Source organism: Streptomyces sp. CB02400, from assembly GCF_001905725.1.
GTDB classification, from domain to species: Bacteria; Actinomycetota; Actinomycetes; order Streptomycetales; family Streptomycetaceae; genus Streptomyces; species Streptomyces atrovirens.
This window is the reverse complement of sequence record NZ_LIWB01000015.1, coordinates 192,190-217,477: the sequence shown is the minus strand read 5'-3', so window position 1 is coordinate 217,477 and position 25,288 is coordinate 192,190. Positions and strand designations below refer to the sequence as shown.

The following is a 25,288-nucleotide window of genomic DNA, read 5'->3' as shown; positions in this document are numbered from 1 at the left end:
AGGGAGAGGTCGGCGACCTTGAAGTCCTGTCGGTTGTCGACAGTCGTCATTGCGAGCTGCTCCTCGGGGTGTGGGTCGAGGTGGGTACGGCTGGTCTGCGCGGCGGCGGACACAGGGGTGCCCTGAGGAGGACACAGGCATGCCCGCGTGCGCGCAGCGCAGTCCGTCGGAGGCCCTCTCTCCCTCGGCCGGTCCGCTGTGGGACCGCCCGACCGCCATCAGCAGCGACGTCTGGCTCCGTCCCAAGCTACACCGCCGGGCCCGGCCGACCCCAGTCCGCCCGCGTACACATCAAGCCGATCTGGCGGGCGCCCCGCCCCCGGCCCCCGGCGGCCGTCGCCGGGCGGGCCGCTAGCCTCACCCCGCGCGGGTGGTCCGTGCGGAGAGGGGTTCGGGCGTGGACACGGGGCGGGGAATGCTGGTCACGGGGTGGGTGATGCTCGCGGTGGGACTGCTGTCGGTGGTGGCGTCCCTGGGGGCGCTGCGGCTGAACTACGGGACGGCCGATGTGCGGGGCGGGAGCATGGCACCGACGTACCGGCTCGGTGACGACGTCTTCTACGCGCGCGTGGACGGGGACGAGGTGCGGCGCGGTGACGTGGTGCTGTTCTCGGCGCCCGGCCGCTATCCGGGAGGCGAGCTCGTCATGCAGCGGGTCATCGGGGTGGGCGGTGACCGGATCGTGTGCTGCGAGGGCGAGGGGTCCGCGCGGCGGCTCACGGTGAACGGCAGGACGTTCGAGGAGCCGTACGTCAAGGACGGGGACGTCAACGGCCCCTTTCCGCGACGGTACGACGTCCGGGTGCCGCAGGGGCGGCTGTTCCTGCTGGGCGACCACCGTCTGAATGCGCGGGACTCCCGCTTCTTCGCCGACGACCACGGCGGCACGGTGCCCGTGGAGGCGGTGCGGGGCCGGGTGACGGAGGACCGCCTGGGTGTGGTGCTGCTCGCCGGGGCCACACTGTTCGGGCTGCTGCTGGCGCTCGCGGGCCTGATCTGTGCGCTCGCGGGGCGGACCAGGCGGCACCGGCCGGCGGAGTTCGACACGGAGTTGTGGCCCGCGCACTTCTGAGGCCGCTCCCTGGACACGGCGGAGGGGCCCGCCGTGGTGGCGGGCCCCTCCGGCGTGAGGTCCTGCGGATCCCGGCGGGGCGGGACTCAGTGAGCGGTGTCGGCGGAGGTGGGGCCTCCGGGGGTGGCCTCGGGGTCGGCGCCCTTGGCGGCCTCGGTCTCGCTGTAGATGTCGGGCTCGAGGTAGATCACGCGGGCGATCGGGACGGCCTCGCGGATGCGGGACTCGGCGGCGTCGATGGCGGAGGCGATCTCGGTGGCCGTGCCGTCGTGCCGGACGCCGATCTTCGCGGCGACCAGCAGCTCCTCGGGGCCGATGTGGAGGGTGCGCATGTGGATGATGCGGGTGACGGTGTCGCCGTCGACGACGGCGGCCTCGATCTTCTGGGTCGCCTCGGGGCCCGCGGCCTCACCGAGCAGCAGCGACTTCGTCTCGACGGCGAGGACCAGGGCGATCAGGATGAGCAGGACGCCGATGCAGAGGGTGCCGATGCCGTCCCAGACGCTGTCGCCGGTGGCCAGGGCCATGCCGACACCGCCGAGGGCGAGGATCAGGCCCACGAGTGCGCCGAGGTCCTCCAGGAGGACGACCGGCAGCTCGGGTGCCTTCGCGTGGCGGACGAACTCCTTCCAGGAGCGGTTGCCGCGCAGCCCGTTGGACTCCTTGATGGCGGTGCGGAAGGAGAAGGACTCCGCGATGATCGCGAAGACGAGGACGCCGACCGGCCAGTACCAGTGCTCCAGCTCGTGCGGGTGCTTGATCTTCTCGTAGCCCTCGTAGAGGGCGAACATGCCGCCGACCGAGAAGAGCACGATGGAGACGAGGAAGGCGTAGATGTAGCGCTCACGGCCGTAGCCGAAGGGGTGCTGCGGGGTCGCCTGTCGCTGGGCCCTCTTGCCGCCCACCAGCAGCAGCCCCTGGTTGCCGGAGTCGGCGAGCGAGTGCACGGACTCGGCGAGCATCGATGACGAGCCGCTGAAGAGGAACGCCACGAACTTCGCTACCGCGATCGCGAGGTTGGCGGCGAGTGCCGCCACGATCGCCTTGGTGCCGCCTGACGCGCTCATGTGTTCGCGTTGTCCCTTCGTACGCCGTGTGGGGCCCGGGCGGGCGTGTGGGTACGCCGCCCGGGACTTTGCCCGTCCTCTGACGGTGGGCCATTGTTGCAGCCCGGTTCGGCGACGGCGTGTCAGGTAGCCGTCACGGGACGATCAGGCGACGACGGTGGCCCTGAACAGGGTCCCGGTGCCGGACACTTCGGCCTTTTCACCCGAAGGGACGAACACGGATGTGCCCGGGGTCAGCTCGTGCTCGCCCGTCCGTACGGAGCCGGCGGTGCAGAGCAGGATCTGCGGGGTGGTCAGGGTGAGGTCGTGACCGGCGCCGCCCGCGGGGAGGACGTAGCGGGAGAGGCGGAACTCGTCGATGGGGGTCTCGTAGACCTCCTCGCCGTCCGGGCCCGCCTCCGGGCGCAGCACGCCGGGGTCGCCGGCCTCGAAGCGGACGACGCGCAGGAGTTCGGGGACGTCGACGTGCTTGGGGGTCAGGCCGCAGCGCAGGACGTTGTCGGAGTTGGCCATGATCTCGACGCCGAGGCCGTCGAGGTAGGCGTGCGGGACGCCGGCGCCGAGGAAGAGGGCCTCGCCGGGCTGGAGCCGGACGTGGTTGAGGAGCATCGCGGCGACGACGCCGGGGTCGCCCGGGTAGTGGTGGGCGATGTCGGCGTACGGGGCGTAGGCGCCGCCGAGGCGGTCGCAGGCGGCGGCGGTCTCCGTGACGGTGCGGGTCATCTCCTCGGGGTCGGCGGTGAGGATCGCGGTGAGGACCTCGCGCAGGGCCGCCTCTTCGGGGTGGGCGTGCAGCAGGTCGACGTACGGCTTGAGGGAGTCCACGCCGAGGCCGTCGAGGAGCTCGGCGGCGTGCAGCGGGGCGCGGAAACCGCACAGGCCGTCGAACTCGGTGAGGGCGCAGATCAGTTCGGGCTTGTGGTTGGCGTCCTTGTAGTTGCGGTGCGGGGCGGTCACGGGGACGCCGCGGCGCTCCTCGTCCGCGTAGCCCTCCTTCGCCTGGGTCAGGTCGGGGTGGACCTGGAGGGAGAGCGGGGCTCCGGCGGCGAGGAGTTTGAGCAGGAAGGGCAGGCGGGGGCCGAACTTGGCGACCGAGTCCGGGCCGAGTTCCCGCTCCGGGTCGGCGTCGATGACCTCGACGAGCGTGCCCCGGCCGGTGCGCGAGGGTGCGCCGGGGTGGGCGCCCATCCACATCTCCGCCTGCGGCTCGCCGGTCGGTTCGGTGCCGAGCAGCCGCGGGAGGGCGGTGGTGGAACCCCAGGCGTAGGGGCGGATGGTGTTGTCGAGGCGGTCCATGGGGTTCTCTGCGTTCCTTCTGCCGGTTCTCGTGCGGGCGCGCGGTGTCGGTGCGTGCCGTGCGTGTCGGTGCGTGTCGTGCGTCCGCGCGGAGGGAGGGTCTCAGGGGGTCCCGGGCATGATCAGGCTCCCGAGGCGAGCGCCAGGTAAACGGCGGCGAAATCCGTGACGGCGATCAGTTCCGCGAGGGTCTCCAACTCGCCGCCCGCCTCCGGTTCCAGCTCGCTGATCGGCGTGTCGTGGGTGAGCGCCAGGTCGCGGGCGGCGGGGGCGGCGGTGAGGCCGCCGATGGGGCGGTCGCGGAGCAGCACCACGCGCGCGTGCAGGGCGGGTGCTTCCTCCACGCGGTCGCGGAAGAAGTCGTCCGGGTCCGCGCCGGCGGCGAGCCGGCCGGCCAGCAGAGCGCTGTGCGCGGCGAGCGCCTCGGGGAGTTCGGCGACGACGGCGGGGGTGCCGGACAGTTCGGCGAGCGCGGCGGCGAACCGGCGGCCGGCCGGGCCCGCCGAGACGCCCTCGGTCCATACGACGGGCAGCGCTTCGGCGAGTTCGGCGGCCAGGGTCTTGGCGGGGTTGCTGTAGGTCGCGATGGCCGGACCACAGCGTTCGGCGATGCCGTCGAGGCGGTCGGCGATCTTCTCCAGTGCCTCGGGCGGGGCGGTGAGCAGGCCGGTGCGGTCCAGGAGCGCGAGCAGCGGGGTGAGCAGCGCCCACAGGACACCGGGGGCGGAGGCGGCGAGGGGTTCGTCCTGGTCGTAGGGCGCGGTGGCCATGGGGACGAACAGGCCGTGGGAGCCGCCGACCGCCTCGGCGAGCGGGCTGCCTGCGGGGGCCACGGCGACGACGGTGCAGCCGCGACGGTAGGCCTGCTCGAAGAGCAGGGACAGGCCCGGTTCGGTGCCGTCGGGGGTGGCGATGAGGAGCAGGTCCACGGAGCCGGCCCAGCCGGGCAGTTCCCAGCGCAGGGCGCCTGGCGCGGGGGCGACGCCGGTGGGTGCGAGGCGGGTGACGGGGCTGCCGGCGCCGGCCAGGGTGCCGAGGAGGTCGGCGGTCTGGGTGGCGGCGGCGCCGGGGCCTGCGATGAGGACGGCGCGGGGGCGGCCGTCGGGTTTGAGGCCGTTGACGCCGGCCTCGGCGGCGTGCCGCGCGGCGGTGCGGACGCGGGCGCCGGCTTCGGCGGCGCCGCGGAGCAGGGCGCGGCGGTCGGCCTCGGCGAGGCCCTCCGGTGAGTCGAGCAGCGATTCGTCGAGCATGGGCGGCGGGCTCCGATCTCCGGTCGGCGGGGCGTCGTCGGTGCGGGGCGGTGGGTGTTGCGCCTTGTAGTTGCGCCTTGCGCCTTGTACCGGTTACTCGGGGCGGCGGGCCTCGTCGACGAGGAGTACGGGGATGTCGTCGCGGACGGGGTAGGCCAGGCCGCAGTTCTGGCTGGTGCAGATCAGTTCCGTGTCCTGCTCTTTGAGGGGGGAGTGGCAGGCGGGGCAGGCGAGGATTTCCAGGAGGCCGGCTTCGAGTGGCATGGGCGTTTTTCCTTCGATGGGTGGATGTGCTGGTCAGGGTACCGCCGGTGGGGGTGGACGGCGGGGTGGGCGGGGTCGTGCGGTGCCCGGTGGGGGGCCGGGCGGGAGTGGGTCGCGCGGCCCGGCGCGTTATGGGGGCCCGTGTCGGTGTGAGCCGGGGGTGGGGTCGCGCGGCCCGGCGCTTGCGGGGTGCCGTCGCGCCCACCCGTGCCGCCCCAGCGGCACGACTGCCCGCAGAGGGCGGGGCATGCGGCACGGCTGTCCGCGGATCGCGGGGTGCGGATCGCGGGGGGGGCGGGACGCGGGCGGCTGTCTGTGGTTGAGGGGGTTATGACCTGATGATTGTCAGGGCCTCGTCTCGGATTCTGGTCATCGTTGTCTCGTCTCGGGCCTCTGCGTTCAGGCGGAGGAGGGGTTCGGTGTTGGAGGGGCGGACGTTGAACCACCAGTCGGCAGCAGTGACGGTGAGGCCGTCCAGGTCGTCGAGGGTGATGCCGTCGCGGCCCTCGTACGCGGCCCTGATCGCGGCGAGGCGGGCGGTCTGGTCGTCGACCGTGGAGTTGATCTCGCCGGAGCCGGCGTAGCGGTCGTACTGGGCGACCAGGGCCGACAGGGTGCCCTGCTGCCCGCCGAGGGCGGCGAGGACGTGCAGGGCGGCCAGCATGCCCGTGTCGGCGTTCCAGAAGTCGCGGAAGTAGTAGTGCGCGGAGTGCTCACCGCCGAAGATCGCGCCGGTCCTGGCCATCTCGGCCTTGATGAAGGAGTGGCCCACGCGGGTGCGCTCGGGGGTGCCGCCGTTCTCCCGTACGACCTCGGGGACCGACCAGGACGTGATCAGGTTGTGGATGATCGTGCCCTTGCCGCCGTTGCGGGCGAGTTCGCGGGAGGCGACCAGGGCGGTGATCGCGGACGGGGAGACCGGCTCGCCCCGCTCGTCGACGACGAAGCAGCGGTCGGCGTCGCCGTCGAAGGCGAGGCCGAGGTCGGCGCCCTCCTCGCGGACCCGCTTCCGCAGGTCGACGAGGTTGGCCGGGTCGAGGGGGTTGGCCTCGTGGTTGGGGAAGGTGCCGTCGAGTTCGAAGTACATCGGGACGAGGATGAGCGGCAGGCCGGCGAAGACCGTCGGGACGGTGTGCCCGCCCATGCCGTTGCCCGCGTCGACGACGACCTTCAGGGGGCGTATCGAGGTCAGGTCGACGAGCGAGCGCAGGTGTGCCGCGTAGTCGTCCAACGTGTCGCGCCGGGTGATCGTTCCCCGGGTGCCGGTCGTCGGTTCCGGGGCGCCCGAGGCGCTCCACCGCTCGACGAGTTCCCTGATCTCCGTCAGGCCCGTGTCCTGGCCGACCGGCGCCGCGCCCGCGCGGCAGAGCTTGATGCCGTTGTACCGCGCCGGGTTGTGCGAGGCCGTGAACATCGCGCCGGGGAGGTTCAGGGCGCCCGAGGCGTAGTAGAGCTGGTCCGTGGAGCACAGGCCGATCTCGGTGACGTCGGCACCCTGGGCCGCCGCCCCGCGCGCGAAGGCGCCGGACAGGCCGGGGGACGACGGCCGCATGTCGTGACCGGTGACGACGGCACTCGCACCGGTCACCCGGACGAAGGCGGCGCCGAAGAGCTCGGCGAGGGACTCGTCCCACTGGTCGGGGACGACTCCGCGCACGTCGTACGCCTTCACGATCTGCGACAGATCAGCAGCCACGGCCAGCCTTTCCGGAAGTCCTGTCGGTCACCACAAACTACCCTTGAAGTGCTCTCCCGGCTGAGGCCGGGAGGTTCCTGCTTACCTCGCGGCAGCGGGCTTGACGCGCTTGGCGCGCCTGACGACTGCCCTCCCGGCAGCCGGGACGGGCGCATGGCCCGTCCGGTACAGGTGCAAGACGTTCCGGGCCGCGTTGTGGTCGGCGTTGCCCGACCAGCCGCAGTCCGGGTTCTTGCACACGAACACGGCCTGGGACTCCCGGCTGCCGGGCGTGGTGAGACCACAGGCGGAGCAGCGTCGAGAGGTGCCGGGGGCGGGGACCTTGACCAGGGTGCCGCCGAGCCGGGCGGTCTTGTACGTGAGCAGGGTGACCGTGCGGCCCCATGCCTCTTGCGCGGCCTGGGCGGGCAGGACGGCCAGGAAGTCGATGTCCTCGCGGGCCTGCCGGATCGCGGCGTCCGCGTTCGCGAGAGTCCGCTTCTCCCTCGGCGTCATCCGCCACCAGGCGTGCAGCAGGTTCCACAGAGCGCGGGCCGCGCGGGCCTGGTCGTCGGTCTTCGACACCTCGGCAGGCGACAGCGCGAGCCGGGCACGGTGCCCGAACTGCCACCTGGTCAGGACGCCTTGGCTCACGGTCGAGACCATGGCCTTCGTCCATGTCACCGCGATGGAATCCCCATCCCGATGCCAGAACCGGTCGCCATGTCCTCCACACCCCGCACATTCACTTGGTTTTCGTCACGAAGCACCGCGGAACGCGTTCACCAGCGCCATGCCGAAGACGATTCACACGATGGGGAAGACGGCGAAGACGGCGCCCCGGGCGCCGCTGGAGAGCGTCTGGTCCAGTGGCATGCCGTACGCCAGACAGGCCACCAGTACGGCCGCCGGCAGACCGATCAGGCCCGCGAGGCGCGCCTTCAACCGGACGCCGCCGAGCAGGACCGGGACGATCACCAGCGGCAGGGCCGCCACCGGGGCGGAGAGGCCGAGCGAGCCGGCGACGGGTCCCAGTTCCTGGACGCACACGGGCACCTCCCGGATCCCGCCACGCGAAAGCGATTTCTCGCCGGGTACCGACGGAACGGCCGTGTCCGCGACACGAGGGCGTCAATGGGGGTGCGGGGGTTCGCGTGGTGTCCGAGGTACGGGAGGGGGCTCGCCCCGGTCAGTTGTCCGGGGAGCGGAGTACGCGCAGGTGGCCGCGGCGTGCGACCTCCATGGGGTCCGCGGCGCGGGAACCGCCGCCCGCTCCCGCCGCCCGCTCCTGGGGACGGGCCGCCTCGCGCACCGCGTTCGCAAGCGCTTCCAGGTCGTCCCCGCTGGGCTGGGCCGGGGCCGAGCCGTCGAGCAGGCGGACGACCTCCCAGCCGCGCGGTGCGGTGAGGCGCTCGGAGTGTTCCGCGCACAGGTCGTAGCAGTGGGGTTCGGCGTAGGTGGCGAGGGGGCCGAGGACCGCGGTCGAGTCGGCGTAGACGTACGTCAGCGTCGCGACGGCGGGACGGCCGCAGGCGGTGCGCGAACAGCGACGTACAGGGCTCACGACGTTGGACGGTACCGCACTCTTGAGCGGGCCGCGACGACTCTCCACCAGGTCACTCCACCGTGTCGCGGTGCGAAACGCCCTACATGCCCCTTTGGGGGCACCTTGCTGACCTGGTTCGACGCGGGGGTTCGAGGGGTTCGACGGTACTGATTCCGGTCACCAGTTGGTACAAACACCGTCAATTGCCTTGAGGTCATCGGTCTCGGAGAGATACGGAATCGAGCCCAACCTTGGCCGGAATGGTCATGTTGTGACATGCCGTGCGGGTCGGCCGGAAGGCGTGCGGTGATCGGGCGGGGTGGCGACGTGACGACTACGCTTCGCAGTGATGGACAGCTCTGTGACGCCCCGTGCCGCCGGACCCGGCCCCGGCCCCGGCCCCGGCCCTCGACGCCGTGATCGCCACGGCCGGGGCATGCGCGGCCCGATCGCGCCTCCGCAGGTGCCGCTCGCCGCGAGCCGCGCGGAGACGTTCGCGGATCTCGTGCAGGACTCCGTGGAGCGGCTGGAGCGGCGGTGGCCGCAGTTGGCCGACGTCGATTTCCTGGTGCTGGATGTGCCGCGGCCGGGCGGAGGGGCCTGGAGTGATGAGGCGGTGCCGCTGGGTGGGACCGTGGCTGCTCGGGACGGGCGGCCGGCGCGGGTGGTGGTTTATCGGCGGCCGGTGGAGATCCGTACCAAGGGGCGGGATGAGCGGGCGGCTCTTGTGCATGAGGTCGTGGTCGAGCAGGTGGCGGAGGTGTTGGGGCTGACGCCGGAGACGGTGGATCCTCGGTACGGGGAGGACTGACGTCGTGTGCGGGTGCCGGGGTGGGCGGCGCCTTATGGGTGCCCCGCGTTGAGGTGAGCCGGGGGGTGGGGTTGCGTGGCCCGGCGCTTGCGGGGTGCCCCGCGTTGGTGCGGGCCGGGGGTGGGTTGCGCAGCCCGGCGCTTGCGGGGTGCCCCGCGTTGGTGTGGGCCGGGGGTGGGTTGCGCAGCCCGGCGCCTGCGGGGTGCCGTCGCGCCCAACCGTGCCGCCCTGGGGGTACCTTCCAGGCCCTTAGGGCACTGGGGGAGGCACGACCGCCCGCGGAGGACGAAGGCATGCGGCTGCCCGCGGGAACAGCAGCATGCGGCTGCCCGCGGGAGCGGAGGGCGGCGCGGTACGACTGCCTGCGGTGGGCGCGGTTTGTGGTTAGTTCTGCAGGATTGACAGGTCCTCGTTCGACTGGGGTACCGAGACCGTTCCCCGGTCGTCCGGGAGGGACTGGACCGTGAAGAACGGGACGTCGTTCTTCGTTGTGGTCAGTGTCCGGGACGCGTAGACCGGTGTGTCCGACTGGGGTTCCACCGTGAGGGCGTAGGTGCCCTTCACCCCGGCCGGCACCGGTGCCTCGATGTTCTGCGTCGTGCCCGACTTGATCGTGTACGTCTTCGAGGCCTCCGTACCGCCCTCGGTGCCCGCCGAGGCCGTGACCTTGATCTTCGCCGTGCCCTCGGGAGCCGTCACCGAGAGTGTCGTGTCCTTGGCCGTGTTGCCCACGGACGTCGCACGCGTGCCGACCGGTCGCGCCGCCGGGATGAAGGCCGACTCCTGGTTGTCGCCCTTGCCGCGCAGCACCCGCACCGCCGCCACGACCGGGACGGAACCGTCCGCCGCCGTCAGGACCAGGGAGCCCGCCTCGCCGCGCGTGATGTCCTCCAGGTCGACGGCCGCCGTCATGCCGCCCTTCACGTGGAGGGTGTCGTGGCCGGCCGGGGTGATCAGGCCGGAGGGGGAGGCGAGGCGCACCTTCAGGTCGACGTCGGCGTCACCGGGGGTGAAGGCGACCAGGCGTACGGCGGTGGCGTCCTTCGGGATGCCGGGCAGGACCAGGCTGCCGGACGGGTCGGTCGACGCGGGCAGCCAGTCGCCGCCCAGCTTGTCGTCCAGGGCCTGTACGGCGGCGCCGACCCGGCCGCTGCGGACCACCACGTGCACGGTCACATCGGTCTGCTTCTCGTCGGTGAGCGTCGAGAGCAGGACCGGCTCGGCGGAGTGCGGCTGGACCGTGATGCCCTCCCCCACCGTCGTCTCGAGGGCGCCGTCCTTGCCGTAGAGCTCGATGTCCACGACCGCCGCCGAGTCGTCGGGGTTGGTCAGATGGACGTAGTCGGTGCGGTCGGCGTCGGTGCCGGCGCCGGGGAACCAGAACTCCGTGTCCGGGGCCGTGCAGGTGACGCCGTGCATGCCCCGGCCCGTGCCCGCGGTGACCGTGGTCGTCTCCTGCACGGTCCAGCCCGGCGCGAAGCGGCCCTCGGCTGTGCCGAGGAGGGCCGGGGACTCGCCGCCGGTCGTCTCCCCGGTGACCGGCTTGCCGGGGTCCCCGGGCTCCAGTACGGGCTTCTCGGACTTGGCGTCCTTGTCGTCCTCGGAGTCGCCCTCGGGCTTCGACTCGTCCTGCTTCCGCTCCGTGGCCGCCTGGAGTTCGGCCCCGCCCCCCTTCTCCGTGCCCTTCGTGACCGGGGTGAAGGACGTGTACGTCGTCTCGGCCAGGTCGGAGGAGCTGGGCGGGGGGCACACCAGGCTCGTGCGTTCCACGGGGAGGTGGGCCGCCGCCTCCGCCGTCCCGTCCGTGGCCTCGGCGTCCGGTGAGGACACCGCGGCGAAGCCGGTGACGGCGGCGAGCGCGGTCACGCCCGCGATCAGGGACAGGGTGGTGCGGTTCACTGCTGGCTCCCGTCGGGACGCTCACTGCCCGTGCCGTGGGGGTCGTACGACGTGTCGTAGCCCTGTGTGTAGTTCTGGTCGTAGCCCTGGGTGTAGGTCTGGTCGTACGGCGCCTGCTGGGTGCCGTAGGCGTACGGGTCGTACTCGCCGCCCTGGGGATATGCCTCCGCCTGGTAGGTCCCGCCGTAGGCGTCCACCGGGTACTGCTGGTACTGCTGCTCGTCCGGGTAGGCGTCCGGGTACTGCGCCGCCGTGTCCCAGTCGCCGTGGTCGGGCTGTTGCGGGACGGGGGCGGGGGGCTGCTCGGGCGGGGCGGGGAAGTCCTCGTCGACGCCCGGTTCTCCGGTGGCGGACTCCGCCGCGGCCTCCGCCTCCGCCTCGGCCTGGGCGCGCAGGCGGCGGGCGCGGCGGCCCTCGCCGGCCATCGCCTCGGCGGGGACGGCCGGTTCCTCGGGCAGGTCGTCGTCGATGTCGCGGCGGCGGCCGGGCAGGGCCATGACGACGAGGACGACGGCGAGCAGGCCCTGCGCCCACAGCCAGGCGGTGTGGGTGATCGGGTCGTCGTAGGTGACGTCCAGCGTGCCGCCGGAGGCGGGGAGTTCGAAGCCCTGGGCCCAGCCGTCGACCGTCGTACGGGTCAGCGGCTTGCCGTCCAGGGTGGCGGTCCAGCCTTCGGCGGCGGTGTCGGCGAGGCGCAGGACGCGGCCCTCGGCACCGTCCGGGATCTTGGTGTGGATCTCGACCGGTCCGGCGGCGACGGGCACGGGCTCGTCGTCACCGTCCTTGCCGCCCTTGCCGTCCTTGCCGTCCTTGGCGGGGACGATGCTCGCGCGGGCGACCTGCCGGTCCACCCGCCACAACGCGCCGCCCGCCTGCTGGCTGAGCCGGGACAGGCCGGGGGTGGCGTCCAGGACGCGGGTGACCTCGCGCGGTGCGCCCGGGTGGACGAGGACGTAGCGGACGGCGAAGCCGCCGAGCTGGTCGGCCTGGTCGGCGCCGGAGCCGGCGACGAGGTTGGCGACGACCTTGTCGAGCCCGGTGTTCTCGCCGTCCGCCGCCGCGATCTCCGCGTCGCCCATGCGGGCGCCGGAGCCGCGGACCAGGACGTAGCCGACCCGGGCGGTGGAGTCGCTGTCGATGACGAGGGTGCGGGCCTGGTCGCGGGTGCCGCTCTCCTCGGCGACGAACGCGGGCACCTGGACGGGGTCGCGCCGCTCGACCGGTCCGTCGGCGCCGCGGATCATCCAGCCGGCGACGGCGACCAGCGGGCCGATCGCGCAGGCGAGGGCGATCAGCGCGGCGACCGGCTGGCGCCAGCCGAAGCTCTGCTCGGCGACACGCGCGCGTGCCCCGTCGGCGCCGAGCGTGGCGGCGGCCAGGACGGCGATGCCGTAGACGAGGGTCGCGGGGCCCGCCCAGGTGGAGTTGTTGGACAGGACCGCGAAGACGAGGCCCACCAGAGCCGCCGCCCACGCGGTGAGGATCGCCGTCCGGCGCTCGGAGCGGAGCAGGGCCGCGAGTGCGGCGAGCACCAGACCGATGAGCAGCAGGCCGCCGACGGTGCCGGGACCGCCCGGGCTCGCGCCGAGCAGGTCGAGGGCGGAGGCGGCGGAGGGGCCGTGCTCCAGGCCCGCTTCCCGGAAGAAGCCGAACGGGAGGAGGGAGAGCGACCACGGGGCGAGGACCAGCAGGGGGATGCCGAGCTGGGCCAGGAAGCGCAGTCCGTAGGCCGGGATCTCGGTCCTGCGCAGGGCCAGTACGCCGACGCCGAGGACCAGGGCGATGGGCCACACGATCGGGGTGAACGCCGTGGCGATCGTCAGCAGCAGGGCGTACGTCCAGGTGGCGCGCCAACTGCCGCGGGTGCCCTCCGGGTTGGTGAGGCCGCTCGCGGCGATGCCCGCGCGGGCGATCAGCGGCAGCAGTACGGCGAGTACGGCGGTGCCGATGCGGCCGCCGGCCAGGGCGCCGGTCGCGGCGGGCAGGAAGGCGTAGGCGACGGCCGCCCACGCGCGCAGCAGCCGGGACTCGACGAGCGGGCGGGAGGCGAAGTACGCGGTGAGGCCGGCCAGCGGTACCGAGCAGACCAGGAGGATCGTGACGGCGAGGCCGGTGGAGCCGAGCAGGAGGGAGGCGAAGGCCGCGACGATCGCCAGGTAGGGCGGTGCGGATCCGGTGCCGCCGGCGCCCACGGCGTGCCAGGCGTCGGTGTAACGGGCCCACAGCTCACCGGCGCCGGCGGGCGCGGGGAGCAGGGCGCCGCCCGCGAGCGCGCCGCCGCCGAGGAGCTGGCGGCAGGCCGCCAGGGAGACGAGCAGCAGCACCAGGAAGAGCACCGGTCCCGGCTTGCGGGCGATGCGCTTGAGGCGGGCGAACTGCTCGACCTCCAGGAAGTCGGCGTCGTCGCCGCCGGGTCCGGACTCGATGGCGCTGCCGTGGCGTCCCGCGCCGGAGGCGGCTTCGGGGTCGGAGCGGCCGACGAGGCTGCTCGCGACCTGTTCCACGGTGACGCGGACGGTCGCGCCGGGCGGCGGGAACAGCGGCCGCATCTCGCCCTTGTCGGTCTGCGGGCTGCCGCGGTGGCGCCGTCCGGCGAGGACCCGTTCGGGCCGCAGCAGGGTGCCCATGAGGCCGCGGATCTCGTCGACGGCCTGTCCGGGGGCCTTGCCGACGAGGTAGGCGAGGGTGCGGAGCAGGGTGCCGAGGACGACGCGCAGCAGCACCCAGGGCAGGGCGGCCGTGCGGGCGTTGACGAGCAGGGTGTAGACGGCGCCCGCCTTGTCCACCTTGTGGGGGGAGGCGGAGGTGCGGCCCACGCAGTCGACGGTGCGGCGCTCGCGGGAGGCGGCCTCGGCGTGCCGGACGACCGCGTCGGGCGCGATCAGGACCCGGTGTCCCGCGGAGTGGGCGCGCCAGCACAGGTCGACGTCGTCGCGCATGAGGGGCAGGTGCCGGTCGAATCCGCCGAGCCGGTCGAAGACGTCACGGCGGACCAGCATGCCGGCGGTGGACACCGACAGCACGGGCCGTACGTGGTCGTGCTGGCCCTGGTCCTGTTCGCGGCGGTCCAGGCCGGTCCAGCGGCGGCCGGAGTTGGCGATGGAGACGCCGACCTCGAGGAGCTGCCTGCGGTCGTACCAGCCGCGGAGCTTGGGGCCGACGACGGCCACGTCGTCACGGCCGAGCTCGTACTCGTTCTCCACGACGCGCAGCATCTGGGCCAGCGCGTCGGGTTCGGGCGCGCAGTCGTCGTGCAGCAGCCACAGCCACTGCACCGGCTCCCCGTGCGGGAGTTCCGGCAGGTCGTAGGCGTCGTCGCGCCAGCTGCGGGTGACCGGGTCCCAGCCGCTCGGCCGCTTCAGGTACGGCAGGTCGTCCGGCGTGAGGTGCGGGGCGCTGCGGTTGCACTCCTCGACCGCCTGGCCGAAGCCGGTGCGCCGGGCGAGGTGCAGCACGTGGTCGTCGCCGAGGGCCTCGGTGACCAGCCGGGCGGAGTCGTCCGCGCTGCCGGTGTCGGCGCCCATGGCGAACTGGACGGGGCGCTCCTGGCCGAGCAGCCCGGCGAGCGCGTCGGGCAGCCAGCGGGCGCCGTCGTGGGAGACGAGGACCGCGGTCACCACGTGACGCGGGAACTCAGGTGAGGCAGCGAGGTCTTGCCGGGCTGCCGTGTGGCTGTGCACGGACATCGAGGTACGGGCCCCGGTTCGGTGGTCTGTGGGGAACGCCTGTGCCCGATGGGGGCAGCGGGGCGTCTCGGACGAGCGACCACACTATCGGCAGATTGAACGGGGCGGCGCGGAGCGTCTCGATGAGGGGCGGTGGTCGGGCGACGGGCGGGCAGAGAAGCCCGCCGCCTGTGGACAACCCACCCGCGACGGGCCTTGAGTGACGTATGTACGAAGTGGCGTGCGTGCTGCGCGTACGGCGGTGATGTGCCGGTTCGTCAGACGGCGGCCTTCTTCAGCCGGCGGCGCTCCCGCTCGGACAGGCCGCCCCAGATGCCGAAGCGCTCGTCGTTGGCGAGGGCGTATTCGAGGCACTCGGAGCGGACCTCGCACGCGAGGCAGACCTTCTTGGCTTCCCGGGTCGAGCCGCCCTTCTCGGGGAAGAAGGACTCGGGGTCGGTCTGGGCGCACAGCGCGCGCTCCTGCCAGCCGAGCTCCTCGTCCGCGTCGTCGACCAGCAGTTGCTGCACCAGCTCGGTCATGTGCGCCCCTCGTCTGTCTTTCGCGTCCCCGTGATCCAGCCGTTACCGATTCCGGCTGAACGACACGAGTGAAATTACAAGTGTGCTGCTCCGGGCGAGTCAAGCCGAGATCTGCTATTGAGCCCCTTATTCACTCTGCGGAACCAAGGCCGAGCGGAAAGTGTTCAAATCGTCCTAAACCTTGACACACGTACGGGACCCGTGAGGCCTTCCGGCCCCACACAGAGCCTCTACGGGAGAGACGCCCAGGACATCGATCCCGTTGCGGCACCCGCGCCGAAGCGAACCGGATCACAGTCGGATCACGGGATCGCAACGGCGTGCGGGGCGCCCGGCCGTGGGCACCATGTGTCCCGGGAGGCGATTGAGCAAACCTTTCGCCTGCGAGATGAACCGGATGAGGTGAACCATGTCCCACATACCGGGCGCCGAGTTGACAGTGGAGGAGTGAACCGCTGTCCTAGTGGGCATGCTCGCGAATCCGGCACTCACCTCGACCCGCTCCGTCGGGTTCCTCGGTGCTGCCCGCGCTCGCTGTAGCCGTCTCTGTTCCGGCTGTTGAGCCCCACGCGCTCCAGCCACCGCTGAGTCACCGACTCGGCCGCTGTTTCCTTCGCTCCCACCGGGGCACCTCTCGCCGCCGCCGCCCGCGACCCGGGCGTGACGCGTCGCGACACCCGCACCCCCACCGCTTCTCCGCCAAGGAACCTCCGCATCCATGAACAGCGACAGCGACCTCCAGATCGCCGGCGACATCCTCGAAGTCCCGCACCTGCTCCAGCCCCCGCGCGAGCACCCGGCCACCGTCGCCGAGTTCGCCGGCCTGGCCCGCTCCATCGCCGCCGACCGCTCCCAGTGGGAGCACCTCGTCGAGTACGACGCCGGCAGCCGCTGGTACCACCGGCTGCGCACCGGCCCCGGCTACGAGGTGTGGCTGCTGTCCTGGGTGCCCGGCCAGGGCAGCGGGCTGCACGACCACGGCCGCTCCTCCGGCGTGCTCACCATCCTGGACGGCACCCTGACCGAGCGCACGGAGCGCGGCACGCGCGCGTTGACGGCCGGCGCGCAGCGCGTCTTCGCGCCCGGCTATGTGCACGAGGTCGTCAACGACGCCCTCGAACCCGCGGTCAGCCTGCACATCTACTACCCGGGCCTGACCGAGATGCCCATGCACACCGCACCCCACTGCGAGGCCCGCACCGTACCCGGCTCGGTAACTGCCTGACGCGATGTCGTAGCCGCCTGCAAGGATGGCCCCATGCGCATTGTGGTTCTGGCAGGCGGCATCGGCGGTGCCCGTTTCCTGCGCGGTCTGAAGCGGGCCGTGCCGGACGCGGACATCACGGTCATCGGCAACACCGGGGACGACATTCACCTCTTCGGGCTGAAGGTCTGCCCGGACCTCGACACGGTGATGTACACGCTCGGCGGCGGCATCAACGAGGAGCAGGGCTGGGGGCGGACCGACGAGACCTTCCACCTCAAGGAGGAGCTCGCGGCGTACGGCGTCGGCCCGGAGTGGTTCGGGCTCGGCGACCGGGACTTCGCCACGCACATCGTGCGGACGCAGATGCTCGGCGCAGGGTTCCCGCTCAGCGCGGTGACCGAGGCGCTCTGCGACCGCTGGCAGCCCGGCGTACGCCTCATCCCCATGACCGATGACCGCGTGGAGACGCACGTGGCCGTCGAGCTGGACGGAGAGCGCAAGGCGGTCCACTTCCAGGAGTACTGGGTACGTCTGCGCGCCTCCGTCCCCGCCGAGGCGGTCGTGCCGGTCGGCGCGGAGCAGGCGAAGCCGGCGCCGGGCGTCCTGGAGGCGATCGCCGAGGCCGACGTGATCCTCTTCCCGCCGTCCAACCCCGTGGTCTCCGTCGGCACCATCCTCGCCGTCCCCGGCATCCGGGAGGCGATCGCCGACGCGGGCGTGCCGGTGGTCGGCCTGTCGCCGATCGTCGGGGACGCGCCCGTGCGCGGCATGGCCGACAAGGTGCTGGCGGCGGTCGGCGTGGAGTCCACGGCCCCGGCGGTGGCCGAGCACTACGGCTCGGGCCTGCTGGACGGCTGGCTGGTCGACACGGTCGACGCGGGCTGTGTGGAGCGGGTCGAGGCGGCCGGGATCCGCTGCCGGGCCGTACCGCTGATGATGACCGACGTCGACGCGGCCGCGCGGATGGCGCGGGAGGCGCTGACGCTGGCGGAGGAGGTGCGCGCGGTATGAGCGGCACGGGCTACCGGGTCCGGCCCGTGGCGGGCCTGCCCGAGATCCGCGAGGGTGACGACCTGGCCAAGCTGATCGCGGCCGCCGCACCGGACCTGGCCGACGGCGACGTCCTCCTCGTCACCTCGAAGATCGTCTCCAAGGCGGAGGGCCGGATCGTCGAGGCGACGGACCGGGAGGCCGCGATCGACGCGGAGACGGTGCGCGTGGTGGCCCGGCGCGGCTCCCTGCGCATCGTGGAGAACCGGCAGGGCCTGGTCATGGCCGCGGCCGGAGTCGACGCCTCCAACACCCCCGCCGGTACGGTCCTGCTGCTGCCCGAGGACCCGGACGCCTCCGCGCGGGCGATCCGCGAGGGCCTGCGCGACGCTCTCGGCGTCGAGGTCGGCGTGATCGTCACCGACACCTTCGGCCGCCCCTGGCGCGCGGGACTGACCGATGTCGCGATCGGCGCGGCGGGCGTCCGCGTGCTGGACGACCTGCGCGGCGGCACCGACGCCTACGGCAATCCGCTCGCCGCGACGGTCGTCGCCACGGCCGACGAGCTCGCCGCGGCGGGCGACCTGGTCAAGGGCAAGGCGTCCGGCCTCCCGGTGGCCGTGGTCCGCGGGCTGCCGCACCTGGTGGCGGCCGACGACGGCGAGGGCGCGCGGGCGATGGTGCGCGGCGCGCGCGACGACATGTTCCGCCTCGGCACGTCCGAGGCGGTGCGCCAGGCGGTGACCCAGCGCCGTACGGTACGGGCCTTCACGGACGAGCCGGTCGACCCCGGAGCCGTACGCCGCGCGGTGGCCGCGGCCGTCACCGCACCGGCTCCGCACCACACCACGCCGTGGCGGTTCGTGCTGCTGGAGTCGCCCGGGTCCCGCACCCGTCTCCTGGACGCGATGCGCGAGGCCTGGATCACGGACCTGCGCCGCGACGGCAAGACGGAGGAGTCGATCGCCAAGCGCGTCCGCCGCGGCGACGTCCTGCGCAACGCGCCGTACCTGGTCGTCCCCTGCCTGGTCATGGACGGTTCGCACACCTACGGGGACACGCGGCGGGACGGCGCGGAACGGGAGATGTTCGTGGTCGCCACGGGCGCCGGCGTGCAGAACTTCCTGGTCGCGCTGGCCGGGGAGCGGCTGGGCTCGGCGTGGGTGTCGTCGACGATGTTCTGCCGCGAGGTGGTCCGCGAGGTCCTGGACCTGCCGGCGGACTGGGACCCGATGGGCGCGGTGGCGGTCGGTCACCCGGCGGAGGAGCCGCGCCCGCGGCCGGAGCGGGACGCGGACGGTTTCATCGAGGTGCGGTGAGCGTGCGCCTACCCTCATAGAGGCCCCCGCTTCACTTCCACCCCTGGGATCTCTCGTGGCAGGACGTTTCGCACCCCGCCCGACTCGTACGACGGTGCGCGGCGGGCATGTCGCCGTGCCCGAGGGAGTTCCCCGGCAGGCACCGGCACCGGCCCCGGCCCGCGTACGGACGTGGGTGCCGGAGGGCCCCCTGGACCTCGGGCTGGTCCTCGGGCCGCTGCGGCGCGGGCCGGGTGATCCGACGTTCCGGGCGCTGCCGGACGGTTCCGTGTGGCGGGCCAGCCTGACGCCGACGGGCCCGGGGACGCTCCGGGTGACGGGGCGTGCCGGGGAGATCCGGGGGGAGGCGTGGGGGCCGGGCGCCGACTGGCTCCTGGACAAGCTGCCGGAGATGCTCGGTGCCGCCGACGATCCGTCCGCCTTCGTGCCCCGGCACAAGCTGCTGGCGGTGGCCCGGCACCGGCGTCCGGGACTGCGGCTGACGCGGACCGGGCTGGTGCTGGAGTCGCTGATTCCGTCGATTCTGGAGCAGAAGGTCACCACGGGTGAGGCGTATCGGGCGTGGCGGCTGCTGGTACGGAAGTACGGGGAGCCGGCGCCCGGGCCCGCGCCGGAGCGGATGTCGGTGATGCCTGCGCCGCGGACGTGGACGCTGATTCCCTCCTGGGAGTGGCACCGGGCCGGGGTCGACAACAAGCGGGCGTCGACGATTCTGCGGGCGGTGCGGGTCGCTGCGCGGCTGGAGGAGGCGGTGGGGATGCCCGCTGCTGAAGCGCAGGCGCGGTTGGAGCTGGTGTCGGGGATCGGGCCGTGGACATCGGCGGAGACGGTACAGCGGAGTCATGGGGCGGTGGATGCGGTGACCGTGGGGGATCTGCATCTGCCGGGGATCGTGGGGTGGGCGCTCGCGGGGGATCGGTATGCGGATGACGCGGTGATGTTGTCGCTGTTGGAGCCGTACGCGGGGCAGCGGCATCGGGCCACGCGGTTGATTCTGTTGAGCGGGAGGGTGCCGGGGCGGCGGGCGCCGCGGATGCCGTACGGGGATATCGGGCGGCTTTGAGGGTCGGCTGGGCCGGTGTTCTGGGGCGTGGCCCCGTGTGTTGCGGGGTGCTCCCGTTGGTGTGGGCCGGGGGGGGTGGGGCTGCGGCCCCGGCGCGGTACGGGCTGCCCGGCGTTGGTGCGGGCCGGGGGGTGTTCGCGCTGCCCGGCGCTTGCGGGGTGCCGTCGCGCCCACCCGTGCCGCCCCAGCGGCACGACTGCCCGCGGTTACGCGGCATGCGACTGCCCGCGGATCGCGCGGCATGCGGCGGCGCGGCTGCCCGCGGATCGTGGCGCGCAGGGCGCGGAATGCGGAGCGCGGGGAACGGAGCGCGGAGCGGACCGCGGGGAACGGGGAACGGGGTGCGAGGAACAGGGTGCTGGGGATGGTGGTAGGTGGTCGCCTGCGGCGGGGAGGGGGCGGGGCGGGGGTGGCCGCCCGCAGTGGCTGGCGCGTCCGCGCCCCGCGCCTCCTCCGGAAGACGTGATCCGCGCCAGTCCGAGGACGGACACCCCCGACGCGGCCCCGATCCACCCACCGACCGTGGGCGCTGCCCCAGCCCCCACCGGACCGAAAGCTGCGCCGCAGGCATCCACCCACCGGACCGCAGGTGCTACTGGTCCGAGGAGAAGCGGACCGCTCCCGCCGGGATCGTCGCGTCGCACCAGACTCGGGCGCCCTCGCGGAGTTCGTTGTGGGGGCCTACGGTCGCGCCGTCGCCTATGACCGTGCCGGTGAGGACCGAGCGTTCGCCCACCCGTGCCCGCGTACCGATCAGCGAGTCGGTGATGACCGCGCCCGGCTCGATCACCGCCCCCGGCAGGATCGTGCTGCCGAAGACGCGCGCGCCCTCCGCCACGAACGCGCCCTCGCCCACCACCGTCCCGCCCGCCAGCTTCGCGTCCGGTGCCACGGTCGCCGTGGGCAGCACCAGCCGGTCCCCGCAGCGTCCGGGCACCGCCGGCGACGGCGCACGGCCCAGCACCAGATCCGCCGAGCCCCGTACGAAGGCCGCCGGGGTCCCCAGGTCCAGCCAGTACGTGGAGTCGACCATCCCCTGCAGATGCGCCCCCGCCGCCAGCAGCCCCGGGAACGTCTCCCGCTCCACCGACACCGCCCGCCCCGCCGGGATCGTGTCGATCACCGACCGGCGGAACACGTACGCCCCCGCGTTGATCTGGTCGGTGACGATCTCCTCCGGTGTCTGCGGCTTCTCCAGGAAGGCGAGCACCCTGCCCGTACCGTCCGTGGGCACCAGCCCGTACGCCCGCGGGTCCGTCACCTTCGTCAGGTGCAGCGAGACGTCCGCGCCGGTCGTCTCGTGCGTCCGCACCAGCGCCCGGATGTCCAGCCCCGTCAGGATGTCCCCGTTGAAGATCAGCACCGGCTCGTCCGGCCCGGAGCGCAGCCGGGACGCGACGTTCCGGATGGCGCCGCCCGTACCGAGCGGCTCCTCCTCCGTCACGTACTCGATGTGCAGCCCCAGGGCCGCCCCGTCGCCGAAGTACGGCTCGAAGACCTCGGCCAGGTAGGACGTGGCCAGGACGATGTGCTCGACGCCCGCCGCTCTCGCTCTCGCGAGCTGGTGCGTGAGGAAAGGCACCCCGGCCGCCGGGACCATGGGCTTGGGCGTGTGCACCGTGAGCGGTCGCAGCCGCGTGCCCTTGCCGCCGACCAGGAGGATCGCTTCTGTCACCTGTCGTCTCTGCTTCCTGCCGGGACCGGCCGAACTGTCTTTCGGCCGGCCAGTGTATGCAGACCGGCTCCGGCAGGAAGGAGCGCCCGGCCCGCCTCAGCGGCCCTGGTAGCGGGCCGCGGTGGAGCGCGCGGTGCCGAGCTTCTTGTAGAGCTTCCCCCCTGGGCACGAGGTGTTGAACCCGTCCCGGTGACCGGAGATCACGTTCAGTCGTACCTTCTTACCTTTTCGGTAGAGATTGCCACCGCCGGACTTCAGATATGTCTTGGCGCGCGGATTCATCCCGTGCAGTCCGAGTTTCCACGCGGTGAGCCGGGCGATGGCCTTCACGGCGGAGGAGGACGGCTTCTTGGAGCCGTAGGAACCGATCACCGCGATGCCCGTGGTGTCGGTGTTGAACCCGAGGGTGTGGGCCCCCTTGACCGGCTTCGCCACTCCCCCGGCCCGGCCCTCGTAGATCCTGCCGCACTTGTCGACGAGGAAGTTGTAGCCGATGTCCCGCCAGCCCAGGCTCCGTACGTGATAGCGGTAGAAGCCACGGATGAGCGAAGGGGCCTGCGAGCACTTGTAGTTGTTGCCGGAGGCGGTGTGGTGCACGAAGGCCGCCTTGACCTTGCCGGTGTAGACGAACCGCTTCTCCCGCAGGCTCTCGTTCGCTCCCCAGCCGCGCCGGGTGACGATGGCGGGGCGCGGCCCGATGTACGGCTTGGCCCGCTGCTGCTCGGTCAGGTCGGCCCCGCGCAGGGTGAGGTACTCCTGCCGGGTCTGCTCGCTGTTCAGCGCGGGGATCTCCAGGGCGCCGAGCGGTGCGAGTGCGGAGTTGGCCGCGGAGGCGGCGGTCGCCTCGGCGCTCATGAGGCCGGTGCGCGGGCCCTCCAGGGCCTCGTCCCCCGGATCGACCAGTTCGAGCCGCAGCCCGGAGGGCAGCACCGAGTGGTCGCCGGCCCCGGGCTCATCGACCCCCGTCCCCTCGCCCTCGTCCTCACCGGGCTCCGGCAGCACCCGGATCTCCACCCCGTCCGACTCCCCCACCCACAGCGGTGCCGTGGCGCCGCGCACCCCGTCCGCGGTGCCCTCCGCACTGCCCGGATCGGCCCCGTGGTCGGCGTAGTGCGTCTCGACGTCCCGCCAGCCGGACCAGGCGCCGGTGCCGGCCTCCCGGGTGCGGACCTGGACGCGGCCGTGGAGTTCGGCGGCGGGGTCGTCCCAGACGACTCCGAGGAGGGAGAAGGGCCGTACGGCCCGTGGGGCGAGGCCGAGGACGGCGGCGCCGGAGGCACGGTCGCGGGTGAGGGGTCTCAGGGGCAGCGACTGGGTGCTGCCGGGGATGTCGGGCCGGGCCGTCACCGCTGCGCGCGTGGCCGCTTCTGCCGTCGGCGCCGGTCTCGCGTCCGCCGCGGTGGCGGGCGGGGCGAGCGGGAGGGCGAGGGCGGCGGCGCAGGTGACACCGATTGAGGAAGCAAGAATTCCACGCATGCCCCTGAGCTTGGACATAGTCAGACAAATCTGTCCATCGGGGAGTTGACGGCCCGTCGGAGCGCGTTCCCCCGAACCGGTGCCCCCGGCGGGCGGTGCGCGCGGGCGGGTCCGCGTACGCTTGCGCGGGTGAACGCCACCGACCGCACCCCTGCCGACCTGCTGAGTTCCGCGCTGGCCGCGGACCCGGGACGCCCCCTGGTGACCTTCTACGACGACGCCACGGGCGAACGCGTCGAATTGTCCGTGGCCACCTTCGCCAATTGGGTGGCCAAGACCGCCAATCTCCTCCAGGACGAGCTGTCCGTGGAGCCCGGTGACCGGGTGGCCCTGCTGCTGCCCGCGCACTGGCAGACGGCGGTCTGGCTGCTGGCGTGCGCGTCGGTGGGCGTGGTCGCGGACGTGGCCGGGGACCCGGCGGCGGCGGACGTGGCAGTGAGCGGTCCGGAGCCGGAGTCGCTGGAGGCCGCGCGGGACTGCTCGGGGGCCAGGATCGCGCTGGCGCTCAGGCCGCTCGGCGGGCGCTTCCCGCAGCCGCCGGAGGGCTTCGCCGACTACGCCGTCGAGGTGCCGGGGCAGGGCGACCGCTTCGTGCCGTACGCGCCGGTCGACCCCGAGGAGCCGGCGCTGATCGTGGCGGGCCGGGAGTTCACCGGTGCGGAGGTGGTCGAGCGGGCCCGGGCCGAGGCTCCGGAGCTCGGTCTGACCGGCCCCGGCTCGCGGATCCTGTCGGGCCGGCCGTACGACACGTGGGAGGGCCTGAACACGGGCCTGTACGGGCCACTGGCGACCGGCGGCTCCGTGGTGCTGTGCCGCAACCTGGACCGCCTCGGGGACGACGCCCTGGACAAGCGGGTGGAGGGCGAACGGGTGACAGTCATCGCCCGGTAACGGCACCGCCACCACCCACCGCACCGCGAAAGACACCCCCACCCCGAAAACGCATCACCCACCACCCCAGGAAGGCACCGCCCACCACCCCGGAAACGCGCCACCCCCACCCCGCCAGAACCCAACCCCCACAACACCCCCCCATCCGCCCCGCCCCCTCCCCCGTCCGGCGCACCAGCACCCGCCCCCGACCGCCGTCCCGGGTCATCGTCGTACGCAACGGCATCACCGCACGCCGTACGCAGTGAGGGGTGGACCCGGTCATGAGTGACACCGCAGGCGCGTCCCCCGCGCAGCCGGGGGGCGGCCGTGCCCTCGGTCCGGGGACGGGGTCCTCGGCGAGCGGGCGGGGGCGGGCCCGGCGCCGGCGGCGGCGCTGGGTGCGCGGCACCGGGCTCGCCGTCGCCGTCGTACTGCTCGCGGCCGCGGGTGCCGGGTGGGCGGTGTACATGAAGCTGGAGGGGAACATCACCCCGGACGAGGCGGCGGCCGCCGAACTCGCGCGGTTCGAGGAGGAGCGGCCCACGGCGCTCGTCAAGCACGCCCGGAACATCCTGCTGATCGGCTCGGACTCGCGCTCCGGGGAGGAGAACGCCCGCTACGGGCGGGACGCGGGGACGGAGCGTTCGGACACCGTGATCCTGCTGCACCTGTCGGCGGGCCGGCGCAGCGCCACCGCCGTGTCGGTCCCCCGGGACCTGATGGTGGACGTACCCGGCTGCCGCCGCCCCGACGGGTCGCGTTCCGAGCCGGTGTTCGCGATGTTCAACTCGGCTTTCGCGGTGGGCGGTTCCGCCTGCACCATCCGCACCGTCGAGAAACTCACGGACATCCGCGTCGACCACCACGTCGTCGTCGACTTCGACGGTTTCAAGGACATTGTCGACGCGGTGGGCGGTGTCGAGGTGTGCCTGCGCGAGCCCGTCGACGACGAGGACGCCGAACTGAGACTGCCGGCGGGCCGGGTGACGCTGGACGGGGAGCAGGCGCTCGGTTACGTCCGGGCCCGCAAGACCCTCGGCGACGGCAGCGACACCAGCCGTATGGAACGGCAGCAGCGCTTCCTCGGCGCGCTCGTCAACAAGGTGAGCGGCAATGACGTCCTGCTGAATCCGGTGAAGCTGTATCCCGTTCTGGACGCGGCCACCTCGTCGCTCACCACCGATCCGGAACTGGCCAGCCTGCGGGGTCTGTACGACCTCGCGCGCGGGCTGCGCGAGATCCCCACCGCGCGGGTGCGATTCCTGACCGTTCCCCGGGAGCCGTACACCGGGGACGTCAATCGTGACCAGCTCGCGCAGCCCGCGGCGGAGGAACTGTTCGCCCGGCTGCGTACGGACCGGCCCGTGGCGATCGCGCCGGCCGCGCGGGATTCCGTACCGGACGGCGGTCCCGGCGGGGCGTCTCCGGCGCCCACGTTCTCCGGCAACTCCGCCGCCGAGGACATCTGCGGGTAAAGCGAACTCCAAGACCGGCACAAGAGCCGCTCGGAACAATGGGCCCTTGGTTCGGGAAACGCACACATTGCCCGCTGTAAGGAAGCTGAGAATTCAAGGCCGATATCGCCCCACGGCGAACCG

The 25,288-nt window shown here is 73.0% G+C and carries 20 protein-coding genes and 1 pseudogene; 8 read left to right on the top strand and 13 right to left on the bottom strand.

The window, feature by feature from the left end; all coding sequences use genetic code 11:
- The first annotated feature begins 397 nt into the window (after positions 1 to 397).
- Entirely contained in the window at positions 398 to 1,072 is a 675-nt protein-coding gene (gene lepB / locus AMK33_RS30230; protein WP_235618240.1) for a signal peptidase I, read from the top strand.
- An 86-nt stretch (positions 1,073 to 1,158) separates the two neighbouring features.
- On the opposite strand, the gene AMK33_RS30225 is transcribed toward lepB, so the two are convergent.
- The 8 genes and pseudogenes from AMK33_RS30225 to AMK33_RS30185 all read right to left on the bottom strand — a co-directional run bounded on the left by AMK33_RS30225 (position 1,159) and on the right by AMK33_RS30185 (position 8,236).
- Entirely contained in the window at positions 1,159 to 2,139 is a 981-nt protein-coding gene (locus tag AMK33_RS30225) for a cation diffusion facilitator family transporter (RefSeq protein WP_073936155.1), read from the bottom strand.
- Positions 2,140 to 2,283: 144 nt separating this feature from the next.
- On the bottom strand, positions 2,284 to 3,435 hold the full coding sequence (gene manA, locus AMK33_RS30220; RefSeq protein WP_073936154.1) for a mannose-6-phosphate isomerase, class I: 1,152 nt from the start codon (positions 3,433 to 3,435) through the stop codon (positions 2,284 to 2,286).
- Positions 3,436 to 3,557: 122 nt separating this feature from the next.
- A complete protein-coding gene (locus AMK33_RS30215; protein ID WP_073936153.1) occupies positions 3,558 to 4,685 on the bottom strand; it encodes an SIS domain-containing protein in 1,128 nt (375 codons plus the stop codon).
- A 93-nt stretch (positions 4,686 to 4,778) separates the two neighbouring features.
- Entirely contained in the window at positions 4,779 to 4,949 is a 171-nt protein-coding gene (locus AMK33_RS30210; protein WP_073936152.1) for a Trm112 family protein, read from the bottom strand.
- Between the two features lie 328 nt (positions 4,950 to 5,277).
- A complete protein-coding gene (locus tag AMK33_RS30205; protein WP_073936151.1) occupies positions 5,278 to 6,645 on the bottom strand; it encodes a phosphomannomutase/phosphoglucomutase in 1,368 nt (455 codons plus the stop codon).
- Positions 6,646 to 6,726: 81 nt separating this feature from the next.
- Positions 6,727 to 7,290, bottom strand: coding sequence for a zinc ribbon domain-containing protein (locus AMK33_RS30200; protein ID WP_073936150.1), 564 nt, complete (start codon positions 7,288 to 7,290; stop codon positions 6,727 to 6,729).
- A gap of 144 nt (positions 7,291 to 7,434) precedes the next feature.
- A pseudogene (locus AMK33_RS30190) lies at positions 7,435 to 7,674 on the bottom strand (L-lactate permease); the annotation flags it as partial.
- Between the two features lie 139 nt (positions 7,675 to 7,813).
- On the bottom strand, positions 7,814 to 8,236 hold the full coding sequence (locus tag AMK33_RS30185) for a DUF3499 domain-containing protein (RefSeq protein WP_073936149.1): 423 nt from the start codon (positions 8,234 to 8,236) through the stop codon (positions 7,814 to 7,816).
- A gap of 283 nt (positions 8,237 to 8,519) precedes the next feature.
- Between AMK33_RS30185 and AMK33_RS30180 the strand changes: the two genes are divergently transcribed.
- On the top strand, positions 8,520 to 8,981 hold the full coding sequence (locus AMK33_RS30180) for a metallopeptidase family protein (protein ID WP_073936179.1): 462 nt from the start codon (positions 8,520 to 8,522) through the stop codon (positions 8,979 to 8,981).
- A gap of 384 nt (positions 8,982 to 9,365) precedes the next feature.
- Here the strand turns inward: AMK33_RS30180 and AMK33_RS30175 are convergent, their stop codons facing one another.
- From AMK33_RS30175 to AMK33_RS30165, 3 genes are all read right to left on the bottom strand, one after another.
- Complete coding sequence (locus AMK33_RS30175) at positions 9,366 to 10,880, bottom strand: DUF5719 family protein (protein ID WP_073936148.1); 1,515 nt, start codon at positions 10,878 to 10,880, stop codon at positions 9,366 to 9,368.
- The gene (locus tag AMK33_RS30170) at positions 10,877 to 14,500 is read right to left on the bottom strand and encodes a glycosyltransferase (protein ID WP_073936147.1); all 3,624 of its coding nucleotides are present in this window, start codon (positions 14,498 to 14,500) and stop codon (positions 10,877 to 10,879) included. The genes AMK33_RS30175 and AMK33_RS30170 overlap by 4 nt, the downstream gene beginning before the upstream one ends.
- Before the next feature lie 323 nt (positions 14,501 to 14,823).
- Positions 14,824 to 15,087, bottom strand: coding sequence for a WhiB family transcriptional regulator (locus AMK33_RS30165; RefSeq protein WP_003975777.1), 264 nt, complete (start codon positions 15,085 to 15,087; stop codon positions 14,824 to 14,826).
- Between the two features lie 718 nt (positions 15,088 to 15,805).
- On the opposite strand from AMK33_RS30165, the gene AMK33_RS30155 reads away from it, so the two are divergent.
- From AMK33_RS30155 to AMK33_RS30140, 4 genes are read left to right on the top strand one after another with little or no spacing between them, the layout of a single operon-like run.
- Entirely contained in the window at positions 15,806 to 16,312 is a 507-nt protein-coding gene (locus AMK33_RS30155) for a cysteine dioxygenase (protein ID WP_073936145.1), read from the top strand.
- Between the two features lie 33 nt (positions 16,313 to 16,345).
- On the top strand, positions 16,346 to 17,305 hold the full coding sequence (gene cofD, locus AMK33_RS30150) for a 2-phospho-L-lactate transferase (RefSeq protein WP_073936144.1): 960 nt from the start codon (positions 16,346 to 16,348) through the stop codon (positions 17,303 to 17,305).
- Entirely contained in the window at positions 17,302 to 18,603 is a 1,302-nt protein-coding gene (locus AMK33_RS30145) for a coenzyme F420-0:L-glutamate ligase (protein WP_073936143.1), read from the top strand. Before cofD ends, AMK33_RS30145 begins: the two co-directional genes overlap by 4 nt.
- Positions 18,604 to 18,658: 55 nt before the next feature.
- Positions 18,659 to 19,666 (top strand): DNA-3-methyladenine glycosylase family protein, encoded by a 1,008-nt coding sequence (locus AMK33_RS30140; protein ID WP_073936142.1) that lies wholly within the window; start codon positions 18,659 to 18,661, stop codon positions 19,664 to 19,666.
- Between the two features lie 592 nt (positions 19,667 to 20,258).
- On the opposite strand, the gene AMK33_RS30135 is transcribed toward AMK33_RS30140, so the two are convergent.
- Together AMK33_RS30135 and AMK33_RS30130 are read right to left on the bottom strand one after the other, a co-directional pair.
- On the bottom strand, positions 20,259 to 21,341 hold the full coding sequence (locus AMK33_RS30135) for a nucleotidyltransferase family protein (protein WP_073936141.1): 1,083 nt from the start codon (positions 21,339 to 21,341) through the stop codon (positions 20,259 to 20,261).
- A gap of 96 nt (positions 21,342 to 21,437) precedes the next feature.
- Positions 21,438 to 22,817 (bottom strand): peptidoglycan recognition protein family protein, encoded by a 1,380-nt coding sequence (locus tag AMK33_RS30130; RefSeq protein ID WP_073936178.1) that lies wholly within the window; start codon positions 22,815 to 22,817, stop codon positions 21,438 to 21,440.
- Positions 22,818 to 22,946: 129 nt separating this feature from the next.
- Here AMK33_RS30130 and AMK33_RS30125 point away from each other — a divergent pair, with 129 nt between their 5' ends.
- On the top strand, positions 22,947 to 23,708 hold the full coding sequence (locus AMK33_RS30125; RefSeq protein ID WP_073936140.1) for a TIGR03089 family protein: 762 nt from the start codon (positions 22,947 to 22,949) through the stop codon (positions 23,706 to 23,708).
- Positions 23,709 to 23,971: 263 nt separating this feature from the next.
- Positions 23,972 to 25,165 carry an LCP family protein gene (locus AMK33_RS30120; protein ID WP_073936177.1) on the top strand — a complete coding sequence of 398 codons (1,194 nt, stop codon included), beginning with the start codon at positions 23,972 to 23,974 and terminating at the stop codon, positions 25,163 to 25,165.
- Positions 25,166 to 25,288 lie beyond the last annotated feature (123 nt).